The organism is Salinivibrio sp. MA351 (assembly GCF_001996065.1).
GTDB lineage: Bacteria > Pseudomonadota > Gammaproteobacteria > Enterobacterales > Vibrionaceae > Salinivibrio > Salinivibrio costicola.
Genome location: NZ_MUFG01000023.1, coordinates 1 through 16,802 on the forward strand (window position 1 = coordinate 1; position 16,802 = coordinate 16,802).

13 protein-coding genes and 2 tRNA genes are annotated in these 16,802 nt (G+C 50.5%); 1 reads left to right on the top strand and 14 read right to left on the bottom strand.

Annotated elements, in window-relative coordinates; translation table 11 throughout:
• The coding region (locus tag BZG78_RS11890; RefSeq protein WP_131826083.1) for an Ig-like domain-containing protein at nucleotides 1-1,305 on the bottom strand (1,305 nt) is incomplete at its 3' end.
• Nucleotides 1,306-1,548: 243 nt separating this feature from the next.
• Nucleotides 1,549-2,445 carry a LysR family transcriptional regulator gene (locus tag BZG78_RS11895; RefSeq protein ID WP_199877197.1) on the bottom strand — a complete coding sequence of 299 codons (897 nt, stop codon included), beginning with the start codon at nucleotides 2,443-2,445 and terminating at the stop codon, nucleotides 1,549-1,551.
• Nucleotides 2,446-2,547: 102 nt separating this feature from the next.
• Between BZG78_RS11895 and metE the strand changes: the two genes are divergently transcribed.
• Nucleotides 2,548-4,818: a 5-methyltetrahydropteroyltriglutamate--homocysteine S-methyltransferase gene (gene metE, locus BZG78_RS11900; protein ID WP_077661328.1), complete on the top strand. Its 2,271-nt coding sequence runs from the start codon at nucleotides 2,548-2,550 to the stop codon at nucleotides 4,816-4,818.
• A 121-nt stretch (nucleotides 4,819-4,939) separates the two neighbouring features.
• On the opposite strand, the gene rpsO is transcribed toward metE, so the two are convergent.
• From rpsO to ftsH, 12 genes are all read right to left on the bottom strand, one after another.
• Nucleotides 4,940-5,209, bottom strand: a complete 270-nt coding sequence (rpsO, locus tag BZG78_RS11905) for a 30S ribosomal protein S15 (protein ID WP_025673889.1) — start codon at nucleotides 5,207-5,209, stop codon at nucleotides 4,940-4,942.
• Nucleotides 5,210-5,364: 155 nt separating this feature from the next.
• Nucleotides 5,365-6,321 (bottom strand): tRNA pseudouridine(55) synthase TruB, encoded by a 957-nt coding sequence (gene truB, locus BZG78_RS11910; RefSeq protein ID WP_077661329.1) that lies wholly within the window; start codon nucleotides 6,319-6,321, stop codon nucleotides 5,365-5,367.
• Between the two features lie 3 nt (nucleotides 6,322-6,324).
• Nucleotides 6,325-6,717, bottom strand: coding sequence for a 30S ribosome-binding factor RbfA (gene rbfA, locus BZG78_RS11915; RefSeq protein ID WP_077461713.1), 393 nt, complete (start codon nucleotides 6,715-6,717; stop codon nucleotides 6,325-6,327).
• Nucleotides 6,718-6,804: 87 nt separating this feature from the next.
• Entirely contained in the window at nucleotides 6,805-9,522 is a 2,718-nt protein-coding gene (infB, locus tag BZG78_RS11920) for a translation initiation factor IF-2 (protein WP_077661330.1), read from the bottom strand.
• Nucleotides 9,523-9,543: 21 nt separating this feature from the next.
• A complete protein-coding gene (nusA, locus tag BZG78_RS11925) occupies nucleotides 9,544-11,031 on the bottom strand; it encodes a transcription termination factor NusA (protein WP_077661331.1) in 1,488 nt (495 codons plus the stop codon).
• A 21-nt stretch (nucleotides 11,032-11,052) separates the two neighbouring features.
• Nucleotides 11,053-11,508, bottom strand: coding sequence for a ribosome maturation factor RimP (rimP, locus tag BZG78_RS11930; RefSeq protein WP_021023286.1), 456 nt, complete (start codon nucleotides 11,506-11,508; stop codon nucleotides 11,053-11,055).
• Nucleotides 11,509-11,844: 336 nt separating this feature from the next.
• A tRNA-Met gene (locus tag BZG78_RS11935) sits at nucleotides 11,845-11,921 on the bottom strand.
• 64 nt (nucleotides 11,922-11,985) lie between these two features.
• Nucleotides 11,986-12,072 (bottom strand) — tRNA-Leu (locus BZG78_RS11940).
• Between the two features lie 7 nt (nucleotides 12,073-12,079).
• Nucleotides 12,080-12,418, bottom strand: coding sequence for a preprotein translocase subunit SecG (gene secG, locus BZG78_RS11945; RefSeq protein ID WP_021023287.1), 339 nt, complete (start codon nucleotides 12,416-12,418; stop codon nucleotides 12,080-12,082).
• A gap of 176 nt (nucleotides 12,419-12,594) precedes the next feature.
• Nucleotides 12,595-13,932, bottom strand: a complete 1,338-nt coding sequence (gene glmM / locus BZG78_RS11950) for a phosphoglucosamine mutase (RefSeq protein WP_077461716.1) — start codon at nucleotides 13,930-13,932, stop codon at nucleotides 12,595-12,597.
• A gap of 5 nt (nucleotides 13,933-13,937) precedes the next feature.
• On the bottom strand, nucleotides 13,938-14,783 hold the full coding sequence (gene folP, locus BZG78_RS11955; protein WP_077576769.1) for a dihydropteroate synthase: 846 nt from the start codon (nucleotides 14,781-14,783) through the stop codon (nucleotides 13,938-13,940).
• Nucleotides 14,784-14,845: 62 nt separating this feature from the next.
• On the bottom strand, nucleotides 14,846-16,795 hold the full coding sequence (gene ftsH, locus BZG78_RS11960) for an ATP-dependent zinc metalloprotease FtsH (protein ID WP_077661332.1): 1,950 nt from the start codon (nucleotides 16,793-16,795) through the stop codon (nucleotides 14,846-14,848).
• Nucleotides 16,796-16,802: the final 7 nt, after the last annotated feature.

Sequence of the window (16,802 nt, forward strand, 5' to 3'; positions counted from 1 at the left end):
GGTGTCGGCCAACACGATGTCGTTGGTGGTGGTGCCATCGCTGACGCTGATGGTGTCACCGGCCACGGCACCCGCTGGCAAGTCGACGTTGACGTCGACCTGGCCATCGAGCTCGTCACTGCTGATCACGCCATCATTGTTGGCGTCTTCGGTGATGGTGACCGTCGGCGCGCTGTTGTCCTCACCCGCCTGGGTGTCAACCGTGTGCGTGGAGGTCGCGGTGCTGTCTACCGTATTGCCCGCGTCATCCGACGAGCTCACGACCACCTCGAACTCGGTGTCCGCCGCCAGGTCGCTGCCGGCCACGTCCACGCTCCACTCGCCGTTTTCATCCACGGTGGTGGTGTAGTCTTCGCCGTTGATGGTCATCGCAACGGTATCGCCTTCGGCGATGTCGCCGCCGCTCGCGCTGCCGGTGACCGTGATGGTCTCGCCCGCTTCTTGCGCGTTGATCACGTCATCGCTGGTGATGTTGTTCACGCTGACCGTGCCGGCCTCGGCGCTAGTATCAATGTCTGCTTGATCACTCCCCGGCGCGGAGGTGTTGCCGGAGGTGTCGGTAATGGTGGCTTGTACGGTTAACGTTTCTCCGTCTGCAGGAGTGTCTGGCAGTGTGATGGTAACGGTGCCGTCTATGATATTTTGCTCGGTAATCGTCGAGGTTTGACCATTTACGGTTAATACATCACCCGGATTAGCACCGGTATCGGACAGATTGATCAATACCTGGATCCCATCACCAAGCTCTTGCCCACTAATAATGCCATCGTTGTTAGCATCATTAACAATGGTCACGCCAGGGATTCCGGGAGCGGTGGTGTCAATCGCAAGCCCCGCTCCTCCTTCTGCATCGCTACCAATCGCCCCGTCGTTGGTTGCAAGCGAATCAGTATCAAATCCTGAGCTTGCAATGGTCTCGCTTCCATCACGCTCAACATTGACATAACTCCATGAGCCACTGCCGGCTGCAGCGTCACCACCAGCGGCGGTCGCTTGGTCATCTTCAATGGTGATCTCGCCTTCACCATCAAGGATTTGTTGCTGAATTTCGGCTATTTCATCTTGAACATCTTGCGGCAATCCATCGAGCACGGCGCCGGACTGCTCTCCCTGAGCCTCAACGGCGAGTAATGTTCCGTCGCTAAGTACAATAACAGCCTCACTGTTATCTGGCAGAACCAGCTCGGTTCCAGACGGAAAGGACGTGCCTTCGGTCACTGTCATTGGCGTGCCATTGACAAGCAGTACACCATTTCCCAGGATACTTTCGACGTTTACATTGCGAGAGAGCGAGATTGATTTCATAGCCGGGACTCTTTATCCATAAAAAATGTGAGGTGCATTCAAAGTCTATCACTTGCATTATCTAAGGAATTAGACTTCTTCGAAAGTAATTTTACGCCGAAATGTGCACTTTGTACGGCTCAAAATTGAGACAATACGTAAGTATAGGTGGGTGTTTGAAACGGCGCGAAACTATGCTCTCAAACCATGCCCTTAAAGTATGCGCTTAAATATCGCTATTAACGGGATTGAGTGTTTTATCTCTTAGTCATATCGCTGCATGACGGTTGAACTGGCTTTTTCGATGAAGTCTTGGATGTAATCATCTCTTTGTCCCTCGCGTACACCCAAATGGATCGATTTATGAATGCCTGTTTTGCCCATGCGAAGAATATGTAGGTTTAAACGCTGTTGATATTCTAAAGCCAGCCATTTGGGGAGTGCCGCGATCCCGCGCTCAGCGGCAACCATTTGCAGCATGATATCGGTTGTTTCTATGGTTTTGTGTTTGCGCGGTGCACAGTGCGCCGGCGCCAAAAACTGGGTAAAGACATCTAAACGCGATTGATCAACAGGGTAGGTAATCAGCACTTCCTGTGTTACTTGCTGAGGATCAACATAGTCAAACGCCGCGAGTGCACTTCGTCCGCTCGCCACCAGCACCTGTTCGTAATCAAACACGGATACGTATTCTATGCCTGGTTTAAGTAAGGGATCGGGCGTGACGAGTACATCAATCTCATGGCCAAACAATGCGCCCAAACCACCGAATTGGAACTTTTGTTTGACGTCAACATCCACATCCGGCCATTGATGTAAGAAAGGCTCAACCACCTTAAGCAACCACTGATAACAAGGGTGACACTCCATGCCGATGCGCAATGTACCGCGCTGGCCTTGAGCAAATTGTTTAAGCTGCTGTTCAGCGTGCTCGAACTGAGGAAGCATACGCTCAGACAGCGTAAGCAAGTACTCACCCGCTCGCGTGAAATGAAGCTGCCGTCCGGATTTTTGCCACAAGCTAATCCCGAGCTGGCTTTCTAGCTTTTTCATCGCATGGCTAATCGCGGACTGGGTGAGATAAAGCGTCTCTGCGGCTGCGGTAAGCGACCCTTGCTCTTTGATCGCACGCAAAATATGAAGGTGGTGACGTTCTAACATGTCTATTCCATGACTAAAATTCATTGATTGATGAAATAATGCCATTTTAGTTCATAACGAGAAAGCCCTATGCTGAATTCAATCAAAAAGGAGGACGTATAGATGGCTAAAACTCATAATCTCGGCTTTCCACGTATCGGCGCCCAGCGCGAACTTAAATTTGCACTCGAGCGTTACTGGCGTGGCGAATCATCCCAACAAAACTTAACCGATCTTGCGAAAGATCTGCGCCGCAGTCACTGGCAACAACAAAGTGAACTCGACATCGCTCCCGTCGGCGACTTTTCATTTTATGACCATGTACTCGACACCAGCTTTTTAGTCGGCAATGTCCCTGACCGTGTGGCTGACCATCAAGATAACACCCTGGATAACTACTTCCGCGTCGCTCGTGGCCGCTCGGCAAACGATAGTGCTTGCCAGTGCGTGCATGCCGGTGAGATGACCAAATGGTTCGATACCAATTATCACTACATCGTGCCAGAATTTACCGCGCAAACAACGTTTAGTCTTCATGCTGAAAATCTATTGACGCAAATAGAAGAAGCCAAAATAACCGGTATAAACACCAAGCCAGTTTTAGTCGGCCCCGTGACTTACCTTTGGCTGGGCAAAGAAAAAGATGCATCGAACAAACTGGATCTGCTCGATAGGCTCTTACCCGTGTATCAAACACTGCTGAGCAAACTGGCAGAAAAAGGCATTGAGTGGGTCCAAATCGACGAACCGATCTTGGTCACGGAGCTCGCGCCTGAATGGCAGACGGCGCTGAAAACCGCGTATCGTGCATTAAGCCAAACCAAGGTCAAGTTATTGCTGGCGAGCTACTTCGGCGAGCAAGCTGAAAATCGTCCATTGGCGCAATCGTTGCCCGTTGACGGCTGGCACCTAGATGCGATTCGTGGCCGAGGGGATGTGGATGCATACCGTGAAACGCTTAGCGATCAGCACGTCCTGTCTCTGGGTATAATCAACGGTCGTAATGTTTGGAAAACTAACCTTGATGCCACGTTAGAATGGCTCGAACCGATTCATCAATCTTTGGGGGATCGCCTCTGGCTCGCGCCTTCTTGCTCTTTACTTCATGTGCCAGTCGATTTGGCGAGCGAACAAAAGCTCGATCCTGAAGTAAAAAACTGGCTCGCCTTTGCGTATCAAAAACTCGAGGAGCTGGATGTACTCGCGCGCGCCCTTAATCACGGCCGTCAAACCGTTCAGCCCGCGCTGGACAATAACCGTGAGGCAATCGAAAGCCGTCAGCAATCACCACGTGTACACAACCCTAAGGTGCAAGCCGCATTAGCAGCGATTACACCACAATTAGGGACACGGCAGCGTCCGTTTGCAGAGCGCATTCGCTTGCAACACGAGCAGCTCAACCTGCCACGCTTCCCGACCACCACCATAGGGTCATTTCCACAAACCAGTGCCATTCGCCAAACGCGCTTGCAATACAAGAAGGGCGACATTGATGCCGCCACCTATCAAGACATTATGCGCAAAGAGATTGCCCATGCGGTGGAAAAGCAAGAAGCGTTAGGGCTCGATGTGTTAGTACATGGCGAGGCTGAGCGTAATGATATGGTGGAGTACTTTGGCGAACAGCTAGATGGGTATGTGTTCAGTCAGTTTGGCTGGGTGCAATCGTATGGCTCTCGCTGCGTAAAACCGCCGATTTTGTTTGGTGATATTGAACGCCCTAAAGCAATGACCGTCGAGTGGACGCAATACGCGCAGTCTCTCACTGATAAGCCACTCAAAGGCATGCTCACCGGACCGGTGACTATTCTTAACTGGTCATTTGTGCGTGATGATCAGCCTCGATCACAGACCTGTAACCAACTGGCGCTGGCGATCCGCCAAGAAGTGCAGGATCTTGAGAAAGCTGGCACCCAAATCATTCAAATAGATGAAGCGGCGCTGCGTGAAGGTTTACCTTTGCGTCGCAGTGAGTGGCAAAATTACCTCGATTGGGCAATCAACGCGTTTAAAATTGCCGCCAACGGCGTGAGTGACGAGACGCAAATCCATACCCATATGTGTTATTCCGAGTTTAACGATATCATCGCATCCATCGCGGATATGGACGCCGACGTGATCACCATAGAGACCTCTCGCTCGGATATGGAACTGTTGGACGCATTTGATCACTTTGACTATCCCAATGACATTGGCCCTGGCGTGTATGACATTCACTCCCCCAATACGCCAAGCCAAGCGCAAATTGTTGGGTTAATGGAAAAAGCCGCCGCCCGTATTCCTGCAGAAAGATTGTGGGTGAACCCAGATTGCGGCCTAAAAACCCGCCAATGGGATGAGGTTATCCCGGCATTAGAAAACATGGTTGCAGCGGCGAAAGCGCTTCGTCAGTGACGCTGCGTCAGTAGCGCGAAGATCAAAACATCGTCAAACAAAAAAACGCGCCCCGGATTACTCCGGTGGCGCGTTTTTTATATAAAGAAAAGGGAGCCTGAGCTCCCTTTTCTCCAGAATCTTAGCGACGGATGCCTAGACGCTTGATAACGTCCAAGTAACGGTCAACACTGTTCTTTTTCAGGTAGTCCAGCAGCTTACGACGACGTGAAACCATGCGTAGCAGGCCACGGCGGCTGTGGTGGTCACCTTTGTGCTCAGCGAAGTGCGATTGCAGATCGTTGATTGATGCGGTCAAAAGGGCGATTTGAACTTCCGGTGAACCCGTGTCGTTCTCGGTTTTGCCAAAATCAGCAACGATTTGTGCTTTTGCTTCTGCAGTCAGAGACATAATGCTCTCCTAATAAGAGTGTGTGATTATCATGCACCAGCCAATCTCTGATTCAGCCGGTGCCCGAAGGCGCGTATTCTACTGACTTTCGTCTAAGGTAGCAATCTATCCACGCCGCTTTTTCCGTTAAACACGCGCAAATGGCAGCGTGTTTTTTAGCCTGCTTCCGGCTGGCGACTGGCCACTAAACGACGTGGCGCCACCAAGCCATCGGCGTCAATTTCACCAACACCAATAAAGTGACGTTCCTCGCCCGCGGTTAAGCGAACAAAGCCACTGGTAGGTGCATTCGGCACCTGTACCGCTTGGCCTTGTAAGGCATAGCTGGCCATTACCGGCAACAAGTTGATTTCTCGCAAGTCTTGTACCGCGGTATCAAGTGGGAGTAACAAAGGATCCAGCAACTGCTTAGGTTGGTTCTCTTGTTCTCTGGCTTCATTCAACAAGCTTTCGAGCTGCTCTAATGTCACCATCTGGCGCGTCGGATAGCCAGAAACACCCGTGCGACGCAGTGCGGTGACGTGGGCACCACAGCCTAGCATTTCCCCAAGATCATCGACGATGGTTCGAATGTAAGTGCCTTTAGAACAGTGGACTTCCATCTCAATCTCATCACCTTCAAAGCGCAACAATTCAATTTGATGAACATGAATCGTACGCGCTTCACGCGGTACTTCAATGCCTTGACGCGCATATTCATACAAAGGCTTACCTTGATATTTGAGCGCGGAGAACATCGATGGGATCTGCTGGGTTTCACCGCGGAACTTAGCAATACAGCGCTCCAGCAATCCTAAATTGACTTTTACATCGCGGGTTTCTACCACTTCACCATCGGCGTCTGAGGTATTGGTGCGCTGACCCAATTTTGCCACCACCCGATAACGTTTGTCGGCATCCAGCAAAAACTGAGAGAACTTGGTCGCTTCACCTAGGCAAATTGGCAACATGCCCGTTGCAAGCGGATCCAAGGCTCCAGTGTGTCCTGCTTTCTCGGCAAAAAAGATACGTTTTACTTTCTGCAGAGCATCATTAGAGGTTATGCCCGTGGGTTTATCGAGTAGGATAATCCCATCAACGGGGCGACCTCGACGACGTTGACGACGCGCCATCTTTTATTCCTCACCTTTGTCATCATCATCACGGCGCTCATTATCACTGCGCACCGCTTTGCTCACCAGGTTCGAGATACGAATACCTTCAGTCAGCGACTCATCAAATACAAAAGTCAGTTCCGGCGTGATACGTAAACGAATTGCCTTACCGACCAATGAGCGAATGTATCCGCTCGCTTCATTGAGTGCCTTTAGGCTCTCGGTTGGTGCTTGTTCGTCAACGGTTAAAAAGGTGACGAAGACTTTGGCGTAAGCAAGGTCACGCGAGATTTGGACGTCAGAGACGGTCACCATACCGATACGTGGATCTTTCACTTCACGCTGCAGGATCAGTGCAATTTCTTTTTGCAACTGATGGGCGACGCGGTCCGTCCGGCTAAAATCTTTACCCATTTTCTTTTCTCTCAACAAAATGGGGGTAAGCGCATGCGCCTCCCCCCACGGTGTATCCAAACGACCTGGCTGTTTTTAAACGCTTAATTAGTCAATTGAGCGCTGAATTTCAACCGTTTCAAAGACTTCGATTTGGTCACCAACGCGAACATCATTGTAGTTCTTCACGCCAATACCACACTCGTAGCCTTTCTTCACTTCGTTCACATCATCTTTAAAGCGACGCAGTGATTCCAGCTCCCCTTCGTAGATAACCACGTTATCACGCAGAACACGAATTGGGTTGTTACGCTTAATCAAGCCTTCAGACACCTGACACCCGGCAATTGCGCCCAGTTTTGGTGACTTAAAGACATCGCGAACTTCTGCCAAACCAATGATTTCTTGTTTGAACTCAGGCGCAAGCATACCGCTCATCGCTTGTTTCACTTCATCAATCATGGTGTAGATAACAGAATAGTAGCGAAGATCTAAGCTTTCATTCTCGATAGTCTTACGTGCGGTCGCATCGGCACGCACGTTAAAGCCACAAATGATCGCGTTCGATGCCGCTGCCAGTACCGCGTCGGTTTCAGTAATACCGCCCACGCCGGAACCAACAATCTTCACTTTGACTTCGTCAGTTGACAGTTTAACCAGTGAATCGGCAATTGCCTCAATCGAACCTTGTACATCGGCTTTCAGAACGATGTTGAGCTCAGAGACTTCACCTTCTTCCATGTTCGAGAACATGTTTTCCAGTTTGGCTTTTTGCTGACGCGCCAGTTTCACATCACGGAATTTACCTTGACGATAAAGTGCCACTTCACGGGCTTTCTTCTCGTCACGTACAACCGTAGCTTCATCACCGGCGGCAGGGACACCTGACAGACCTAAGATCTCAACCGGAATGGATGGACCAGCATGTTCGATGTCTTGACCGTTCTCATCACGCATCGCACGAACACGACCGTATTCAAGGCCACAAAGTACAATATCGCCTTTATTCAAGGTACCTTCTTGAACCAAGACAGTCGCAACAGGACCACGGCCTTTATCCAGACGAGATTCAACCACAACGCCACGCGCCATGCCTTTCTCAACCGCTTTCAGCTCAAGGACTTCTGATTGCAACAAGATGGACTCGAGCAAGGTATCAATGTTTTCACCCTGTTTCGCAGAGACGTGAACAAAGATGTTCTCACCGCCCCACTCTTCTGGGATAACATCATACTGCGCGAGCTCATTCTTGACGCTGTCAGGGTTAGCACCTTCTTTGTCCATCTTGTTGACGGCAACAATCAAAGGTACACCCGCGGCTTTGGCGTGTTGAATCGCTTCTTTGGTTTGTGGCATCACACCATCATCGGCCGCAACCACCAACACAACGATATCCGTCGCACCCGCACCACGTGCACGCATCGCGGTAAACGCTGCGTGTCCTGGCGTATCCAGGAAGGTGATCATGCCGTTATCAGTTTGTACATGGTACGCACCGATATGCTGAGTAATACCGCCAGCTTCACCCGTTGCAACGTGTGCTTTACGGATGTAGTCGAGCAAGGATGTCTTACCGTGGTCAACGTGACCCATGATAGTAACAACCGGTGCACGCGGTGCCATAGGTGCATCATTATCACGATCAGAGAGTACGGCCTCTTCCAGCTCATTCTCTCTGCGCAGGATAACTTTGTGACCCATTTCTTCCGCGACAAGCTGTGCGGTTTCTTGGTCAATCACCTGATTAATGGTCGCCATTGCACCCATTTTCATCATGGTTTTAATGACTTCTGCACCTTTCACCGCCATTTTATTCGCGAGCTCAGCAACCGTAATGGTTTCACCGATCTCGACTTCGCGGTTTACTTTCTGGGCAGGTTTTTTAAAGCCATGCTGCATCGAAGACGGCTTAGCCATACGGCCTTTGCCTTTACCACCTTTGCCACGACGGCCTCGGGGGTTTTTGTCTTCTGTTGCAGTGGCTTTTTTCTTTTTCTTACGACGCGGCGCGGCCGTTTCTTCGCGGCGATCCGCTTCGTCTTCCGCTTCGCGGGCATATTCGGAGGTAACCGTATGGTGGTCAGCCGCCTCCATGGTACTTAGCGCTTTGTCTTGATCTGACCAGCGCTCTTGATTTGCTTCTGCCATTTTGCGTGCCTCTTCTAACTGCCGCTGACTTTCTTCTTCAGCTTTACGCTTGGCTTCCTCTTCCTGGCGACGCTTAAGTTCATCAGCTTCTTTCTTCGCTTGCGCATCAGCAGCACGAGTGGCAGCAGTATCCGCTGCGTCGTCTTCAGGCTGCTCAGATTTTGGTTGCGCTTGCGGCTTGGCTTCACGCTTAGCTTTTTCTTCAGCTTCGCGTTTGGCTTTCTCTTGTGCTTCACGCTTGGCTTTTTCTTCGGCCTCACGTTTCGCTTTCTCTTCTGCTTCGCGTTTTGCTTGCTCTTCAGCTTCTAGACGCGCTTTTTCTTCGGCTTCGCGTTGGGCTTGCTCTTCCGCTTCTTGCGCTGACTTTTGGTCTTCAAGCTCGCTACGCTTCACATAAGTGCGCTTTTTACGCACTTCAACTTGGACATCTTTGTTTTTTCCGCCAGCCCCTGACACGCTCAGTGTGCTACGTTTCTTGCGCTGAAGCGTCAGACGCGTCGGAGCATTGCCGTTGTCACCATGCTCACGCTTTAAATGCGTCAACAAAGCTTGTTTTTCATCTTGGCTTACCTGATCGTCCGCCGATTTTTGCATACCAGCTTCTTTAAACTGCTTCAGCAGACGATCAACCGGCGTATCAATTTCCTTCGCCAGTGTATGTACTGTAACCTCTGACATTCTGCTCCTCCTTTGCCGTCTTTACGCTTCGTCGCTGAACCAGCAGATATTACGCGCTGCCATAATAAGCTCGCCTGCACTGGTTTCGTCCAATCCATCAACATCTAACAGATCGTCAGTGCCTTGATCAGCAAGATCTTCTAGCGTCTTCACGCCTTTCGCGGCCAGTTTAAAGGCCATCTCACGAGAAAGGCTGTCTAATGCCAGCAGATCTTCGGCAGGTTCAGCGTCTCCCAGCGATTCTTCTTGTGCGAGCGCGATGGTGGTCAACGCTTCTTTCGCACGTGCGCGCAAAATGTCGACAGTATCTTCGTCTAAGCCGTCAATTTCGAGCATTTCGCTGGTTGGCACATAGGCCACTTCTTCAAGGGTGGTGAAACCTTCTTCCACCAAGGTTTGTGCAAAGTCTTCGTCAATATCAAGATATTTAACAAACAGCTCTAACGAAGCTTGTGCTTCTTCTTGGTGTTTTTTCTGGAGGTCTTCAACCGTCATCACGTTCAGTTCCCAACCGGTCAGTTGAGAGGCCAAACGCACGTTTTGTCCGTTACGCCCAATCGCTTGCGCCAGGTTATCAGCCTCTACGGCAATATCCATGGAGTGAGTATCTTCATCGACGATGATAGAGGCGACGTCTGCAGGCGCCATGGCATTGATCACAAATTGGGCAGGATTATCGTCCCAAAGCACGATGTCAATACGCTCGCCACCCAGTTCAGTTGATACCGCTTGTACACGTGCACCACGCATCCCCACACACGCACCGACGGGATCGATACGTTTGTCGTTGGTTTTCACGGCAATTTTAGCGCGTGAAGCAGGATCGCGGGCAGCGCCCATCAGCTCAATCATCTCTTCGCCAATTTCTGGCACTTCGATGCGGAATAGCTCACTGAGCATTTCTGGCTTGGAGCGCGTCATGAACAATTGGAAGCCTCGCGCTTCAGGACGCACAGCATACAACAGACCACGTACTCGGTCGCCAGGACGGAAGTTTTCACGAGGGAGTTGATCATCACGTTGGATAACCGCTTCCGCGTTGTTTCCTAAGTCGACAATGATAACATCGCGATTGACTTTTTTGACCACACCGGTGACAAGCTCACCTTCGTTGTCCATGAACTGCTCAACCACTTGTGCACGCTCAGCTTCACGCACTTTTTGTACGATCACTTGCTTAGCGGTTTGGGTGGTAATGCGGTCGAAAACAACCGATTCAATTTGATCTTCTACAAACCCGCCTAGTTCGAGGGTTTCATCATCATATTGGGCCGCTTCCAACGTGATTTCACGCGTTGGCTGGGTGACTTCATCGACGACAAGCCAACGACGGAAGGTGTCGAATTCACCGGATTTGCGATCAATGGCGACACGCACATCGATTTCGGCCTCGTACTTCTTTTTGGTTGCCGTTGCCAGCGCGGTTTCCAGTGCTTCGAAAATACGCTCTCGTGGAACGGCTTTTTCGTTTGAGACCGCTTCGACAACAGCCAAGATTTCTTTATTCATCTACTAATGCCTCATTTACTCTTAAAATGAAGGAACCAGGTTTGCTTTGGCGATGTTACTCAAGGCAAACGCCTCATCTTGGCCGTCCACGCGAACCGTGATGGTATCGCCATCGACAGAAAGGATTTCGCCTTTCCACTTACGGCGGTTTTGCATAGCCATTTTCAGCACGATGTTCACTTCATGCCCGATGAATTGCTGATAGTGATCAGCGGTGAACAGTGGACGATCAACACCTGGAGATGACACCTCTAGGTTGTACGCCACTGTGATTGGGTCTTCCACATCCATTACCGCGCTCACTTGACGGCTCACATCGGCACAATCGTCCACCGTGATACCATTTTCATGGTCAATAAAGATACGCAGTGTTGAATGCTGGCCAGCTCGAACAAATTCAAGCCCAACCAACTCATAATCCAACGCCTCAACAGGCGCGGTTAAAAGTTCAGCCAGTTGTTTCTCTAATCCTGTCATTCCAAACCCCAGAAATAAAAAAAGGGCTTAAAAGCCCAGTTACTATCCGAATGGTCTTCTTCAGATAACAAAAAACCCCGAAAATCGGGGTTTAATGTAACTGGACCCTGATGCTATGCCATCAACATAAGTCGTTAGCATAGCCGTTATTGCTGGTGTCGGAATCATCGCAACAATAACGAGAGAGTAACTCTCTACACAAAGGCTTATTGGTCCGCTTCGTGCTGCCCCGAGGGCAAAAAGGCTAGCACGTGGCTAGCCCGGTCAGCGTGGCTTTGACAACAAACGCTGACGCGTTATTCAGTTTAGCCGTTATTTAAACAACAAACTTAAAATTGGTTGCGGGAGACGGATTTGAACCGCCGACCTTCGGGTTATGAGCCCGACGAGCTACCAAACTGCTCCATCCCGCGTCCGATTCGCGATAATTATATCGCTTTTTACAACAAAGGTGCAAGTGATTGCCCTTTGTGAACTTGGTGCCGAGAGCGGGACTTGAACCCGCACGCCTATAAAGGCACTACCCCCTCAAGATAGCGTGTCTACCAATTCCACCACCTCGGCTCAATTTTTACTGAGGGATCTCACTGTTATCAACAGGGATTTCATCCTCTTTTGGCGCAGCTTGCTGTTGTGTAGCAGGCTCGCTTAAATCTTCAAAACCGCTTTTTGCTTTAGGGTCATGCGCTGTCAAGTTACCGAGCACAAGACTCAGTGCGAAGAACGCGATTGCAAAACCGGTTGTCATTCGGGTTAAAAAGTTTCCAGAGCCGCCAGAGCCAAACACGGTGTTTGATGCCCCAGCCCCGAATGAGGCTCCCATATCTGCGCCTTTACCTTGCTGAACCAGAACCAGGCCAATTACACCGATTGCGGCCAACAGATAAATCACAAGTAGAATTTCGTACATGGTTCCACCTATGCTCCAGGTTGTTGAGCCGGCAGTGTTACTTCTCAGCCAGCGCAGCCCCCTTTGTTGGGAGCGGGTGAATACTAGCGAAAGCGCGGTGATGAAACAAGAGAAATTTACAAAAAACCTTGATTTCGACGTCGTTTGCGCAATCTATGACCACCCGCCCTTTATTATTAACAGTTCGCCTTCACCGCCTCTGCGATTTCGAGTGCGTAGGCGTTCACGTTATCGGCATCCGGTCCTTCGACCATCACCCGAATCAAAGGCTCAGTGCCTGATTTGCGCAGCAACACGCGCCCCTGCTCACCCAGTTTATTTTCCACTGCGGCTTTGGCAGCCAGTACGGGCTCACTTTGGAGTGGGTCGACACTGCCACTAAAGCGCACGTTTTCTAGTACTTGTGGCAATAACGTCATACCATCGCTTAACGCTTTTAAATCCATTCCCGTGGCGGCAACACTGGCCAGTACCTGCAATGCCGCCACAATGCCGTCTCCGGTGGTGACTTTATCCAAGACAATCACATGGCCTGAATTTTCCGCACCAATTCGCCAGCCTTTTTCTTGGAGTAGCTCCATCACATAGCGATCACCGACTTTGGCACGTGCGAATGGGATCCCGAGCGATTGTAATGCCAACTCCATGCCCATGTTGGTCATCAAAGTGCCAACCACGCCGCCTTTCAGCTCACCACGGCGCAAACTTTCGCGCGCGATGATGTAGGCAATTTGGTCGCCATCAATTTTATTGCCAAGATGATCAACCATGATCACACGATCACCGTCACCATCAAAGGCTACCCCAAGGTCTGCTTTTTCTTCCAACACGCGTTGCTGCAGCGCGCGTACATCGGTAGCTCCCACTTCATCATTGATATTGGTCCCGTTTGGCGCACAGCCAATGGTCAGCACGTCTGCCCCTAATTCACGAAAAACAGAGGGGGCAATGTGATACGTCGCACCATGGGCGCAATCAAGGACAATTTTTAAGCCACTCAGGCTTAACGCACTGGGGAAGGTACCTTTACAGAATTCGATGTAACGTCCGGCCGCATCGTTGATGCGGCTTGCTTTGCCCAATTCGGCAGATTCGACACAAGTGAGTGTTTTTTCGAGTTCCGCTTCGATCGCTAGCTCAACATCATCGGGAAGTTTGGTGCCCTCTGAGGAGAAGAATTTAATGCCGTTGTCGTAATGCGGGTTATGTGAGGCAGAAATAACGATCCCTGCTTCAGCGCGAAACGTTTGAGTCAGATACGCAATCGCCGGCGTTGGCATAGGGCCAGTGAAGGCAGCTTCTAAGCCTGCTGCGGATAAGCCTGATTCGAGTGCAGACTCAAGCATGTAGCCCGATATTCGCGTATCTTTACCAATCAGCACTTTGCGGGTGCCTTGTTGCGACAAGACGCGCCCGGCGGCCCAACCTAGTTTGAGCATAAACTCTGGGGTGATCGGAAATTCACCCACCTTACCGCGCACACCATCTGTGCCAAAGTATTTACGTTCTGCCATTGTTTTTATTCTCCTGGTGCTTCATTTTCTTGCATCGTCAACGCCACGACCTTGAGCGCATCGGCCGTCTCTTTAACATCGTGAACACGGATAATCTGTGCGCCTTTCACTGCCGCTAACGTGGCACAAGCGATGCTGCCACCTAGCACGTCGTGAGGTGTTTTATCTAGCGCTTTGTAAATCATAGATTTGCGCGACATCCCCGCCAAGATCGGCAGACCAAAGTGATGGAAATGATCTAATTGTGCGAGCAACTGATAGTTGTGTGCCAGGGTTTTACCAAACCCATAGCCCGGATCCAAAATGATATTTTGCCTGATAACGCCAGCATCTAGGCAAGCATCTATTCGCTGGTTTAGAAACTGCATTACGTCTTGGATAACATCCGTGTAGTCGGGTGCCGCTTGCATGGTTCTTGGCTGACCCTGCATGTGCATGATGCACACGGGTACCTGGAGATCGGCAGCGGCAGTCAATGCGCCAGGCTCTCTGAGCGCGCGAACATCATTGATCAGGTTCGCGCCAGCTTCGACAGCGGCGCGCATGACCGCAGCTTTGCTGGTATCAATCGAGATCCAGCAATCCGATCGCTCGCGGATAGCTTTTATCACTGGTACAACACGATTAATTTCGTCTTGCTCTGCCACATCAGCGGCACCAGGACGGGTCGACTCGCCCCCAATATCGATAATCGTCGCGCCATCAGCCAGCATCTGTCGTGCCCGCTCAACGGCTTTGCTTTGTTGTTGAAACAATCCGCCATCAGAGAAAGAGTCCGGCGTGACATTGAGGATCCCCATAACGACGGGGCTATCAAGAGACAGGGTTTTATTCTGGTGTGTTATTTCCATGCGTTTACTTCCAAGCACGATCAAAAAAACCCCGACGTATCGGGGTTTGTATTACTGTTGGTTTACGCTTCAGATTGGTTTTCTGAATCTAACGGCTTTTGTTTTTTATCATCTGATTGTTCATCAGATGCTTTCGTCGCTGATTCATCCGGTTTTTTGGGCGTGTCATCCGATGAAGACCCCCCGTCACCGCCTTCCCAACCTGCAGGCTCGCGAACATCACGACGGGCCATCAAGTCATCGATTTGTGCCGCATCGATGGTCTCGTATTTCATCAACGCATCTTTCATGGAATGCATGATATCGAGATTGTCTGCCAAGATTTGTTTTGCACGGTCGTAATTACTGTCAATGATTTGACGGATTTCTCCATCAATCAAGCGCGCCGTTTCGTCCGAAATATGTTTGGTCTGTGCCATTGAACGGCCAAGGAAAACTTCGCCTTCCTCTTCCGCATAGAGCAATGGACCTAGTTTCTCTGAAAAGCCCCATTGCGTGACCATTTTGCGAGCAATTTCTGTTGCACGTTCAATGTCATTGGATGCCCCGGTCGAGACTTTGTCTTTTCCGTAAATCAGCTCTTCGGCTAAACGACCGCCATAAAGGCTTGAGATCATCGAGTTCAGGTGCTGACGCGACATGCTGATGCGGTCCTGCTCAGGCAGGTACATGGTCACACCCAATGCGCGTCCACGTGGGATGATCGAGACTTTGTAGACAGGATCATGTTCCGGCACTAAACGTCCAACAATGGCATGGCCTGCTTCGTGATAGGCAGTCGACTCTTTGATTTCTTCTGACATCACCATCGAACGGCGCTCTGCACCCATCATGATTTTGTCTTTAGCCAGTTCAAACTCGACCATGGAGACCACACGCTTGTTACCGCGAGCCGAGAACAATGCTGCCTCGTTGACCAAGTTAGCTAAATCGGCCCCTGAGAACCCTGGGGTACCACGTGCAATAAGCGATGCATCGACATCATTGCCGAGGGGGACTTTGCGCATGTGCACTTTTAGAATATGCTCACGGCCGCGGACATCAGGCAAGCTCACCACGACTTGGCGGTCAAAACGCCCCGGACGTAATAACGCAGGATCCAAGACATCAGGACGGTTCGTCGCGGCGATAACAATCACCCCTTCGTTCCCTTCAAAGCCGTCCATTTCGACCAGCATTTGGTTAAGGGTTTGTTCACGCTCATCGTGACCGCCGCCTAAGCCAGCGCCACGTTGACGACCCACTGCATCGATCTCATCGATAAAGATAATACACGGTGCCGCTTTCTTGGCTTGCTCAAACATATCACGGACACGTGATGCACCCACACCCACGAACATTTCGACGAAATCAGAGCCGGAAATGGTGAAGAAAGGCACTTTCGCTTCACCTGCAATGGCTTTCGCCAGCAAGGTTTTACCCGTACCCGGAGGCCCCACCATCAATACACCGGTTGGAATTTTACCGCCCAGTTTTTGGAAACGGCTTGGATCACGCAGGTAATCTACCAGCTCTTTGACGTCTTCTTTTGCTTCGTCACAACCAGCGACATCGGTGAACGATGTTTTGACCTGCTCTTCGCTCATCATTTTGGCTTTTGATTTACCAAATGACATAGCGCCTTTGCCGCCCCCGCCTTGCATCTGACGCATGAAGAATATCCATACCCCGATAAGCAACAGCATCGGGAACCACGAGATGAAGATAGACGCCAACATGCTTGGCTCTTCTGGTGGTGTCCCTTTTACACTGACATTTTTGTTAAGCAAGTCATCTAACAACTTTGGATCGTTCATAACAGGCATGTAGGTGACATAATTCGAGCCGTCACGTCGGGTGACACTCAGCTCGCGATCGTCAAATTTTACTTCCTGTATTTGATCGTTGCCGATTTCGCGTACGAAAGAGGTATAGTCGACTTGACGACCGGCGTTGTCACCTGGTCCAAAACTTTGGAACACAGACATTAAGACAACGGCGATAACCAGCCACAGAATCAAGTTTTTTGCCATGTCACTC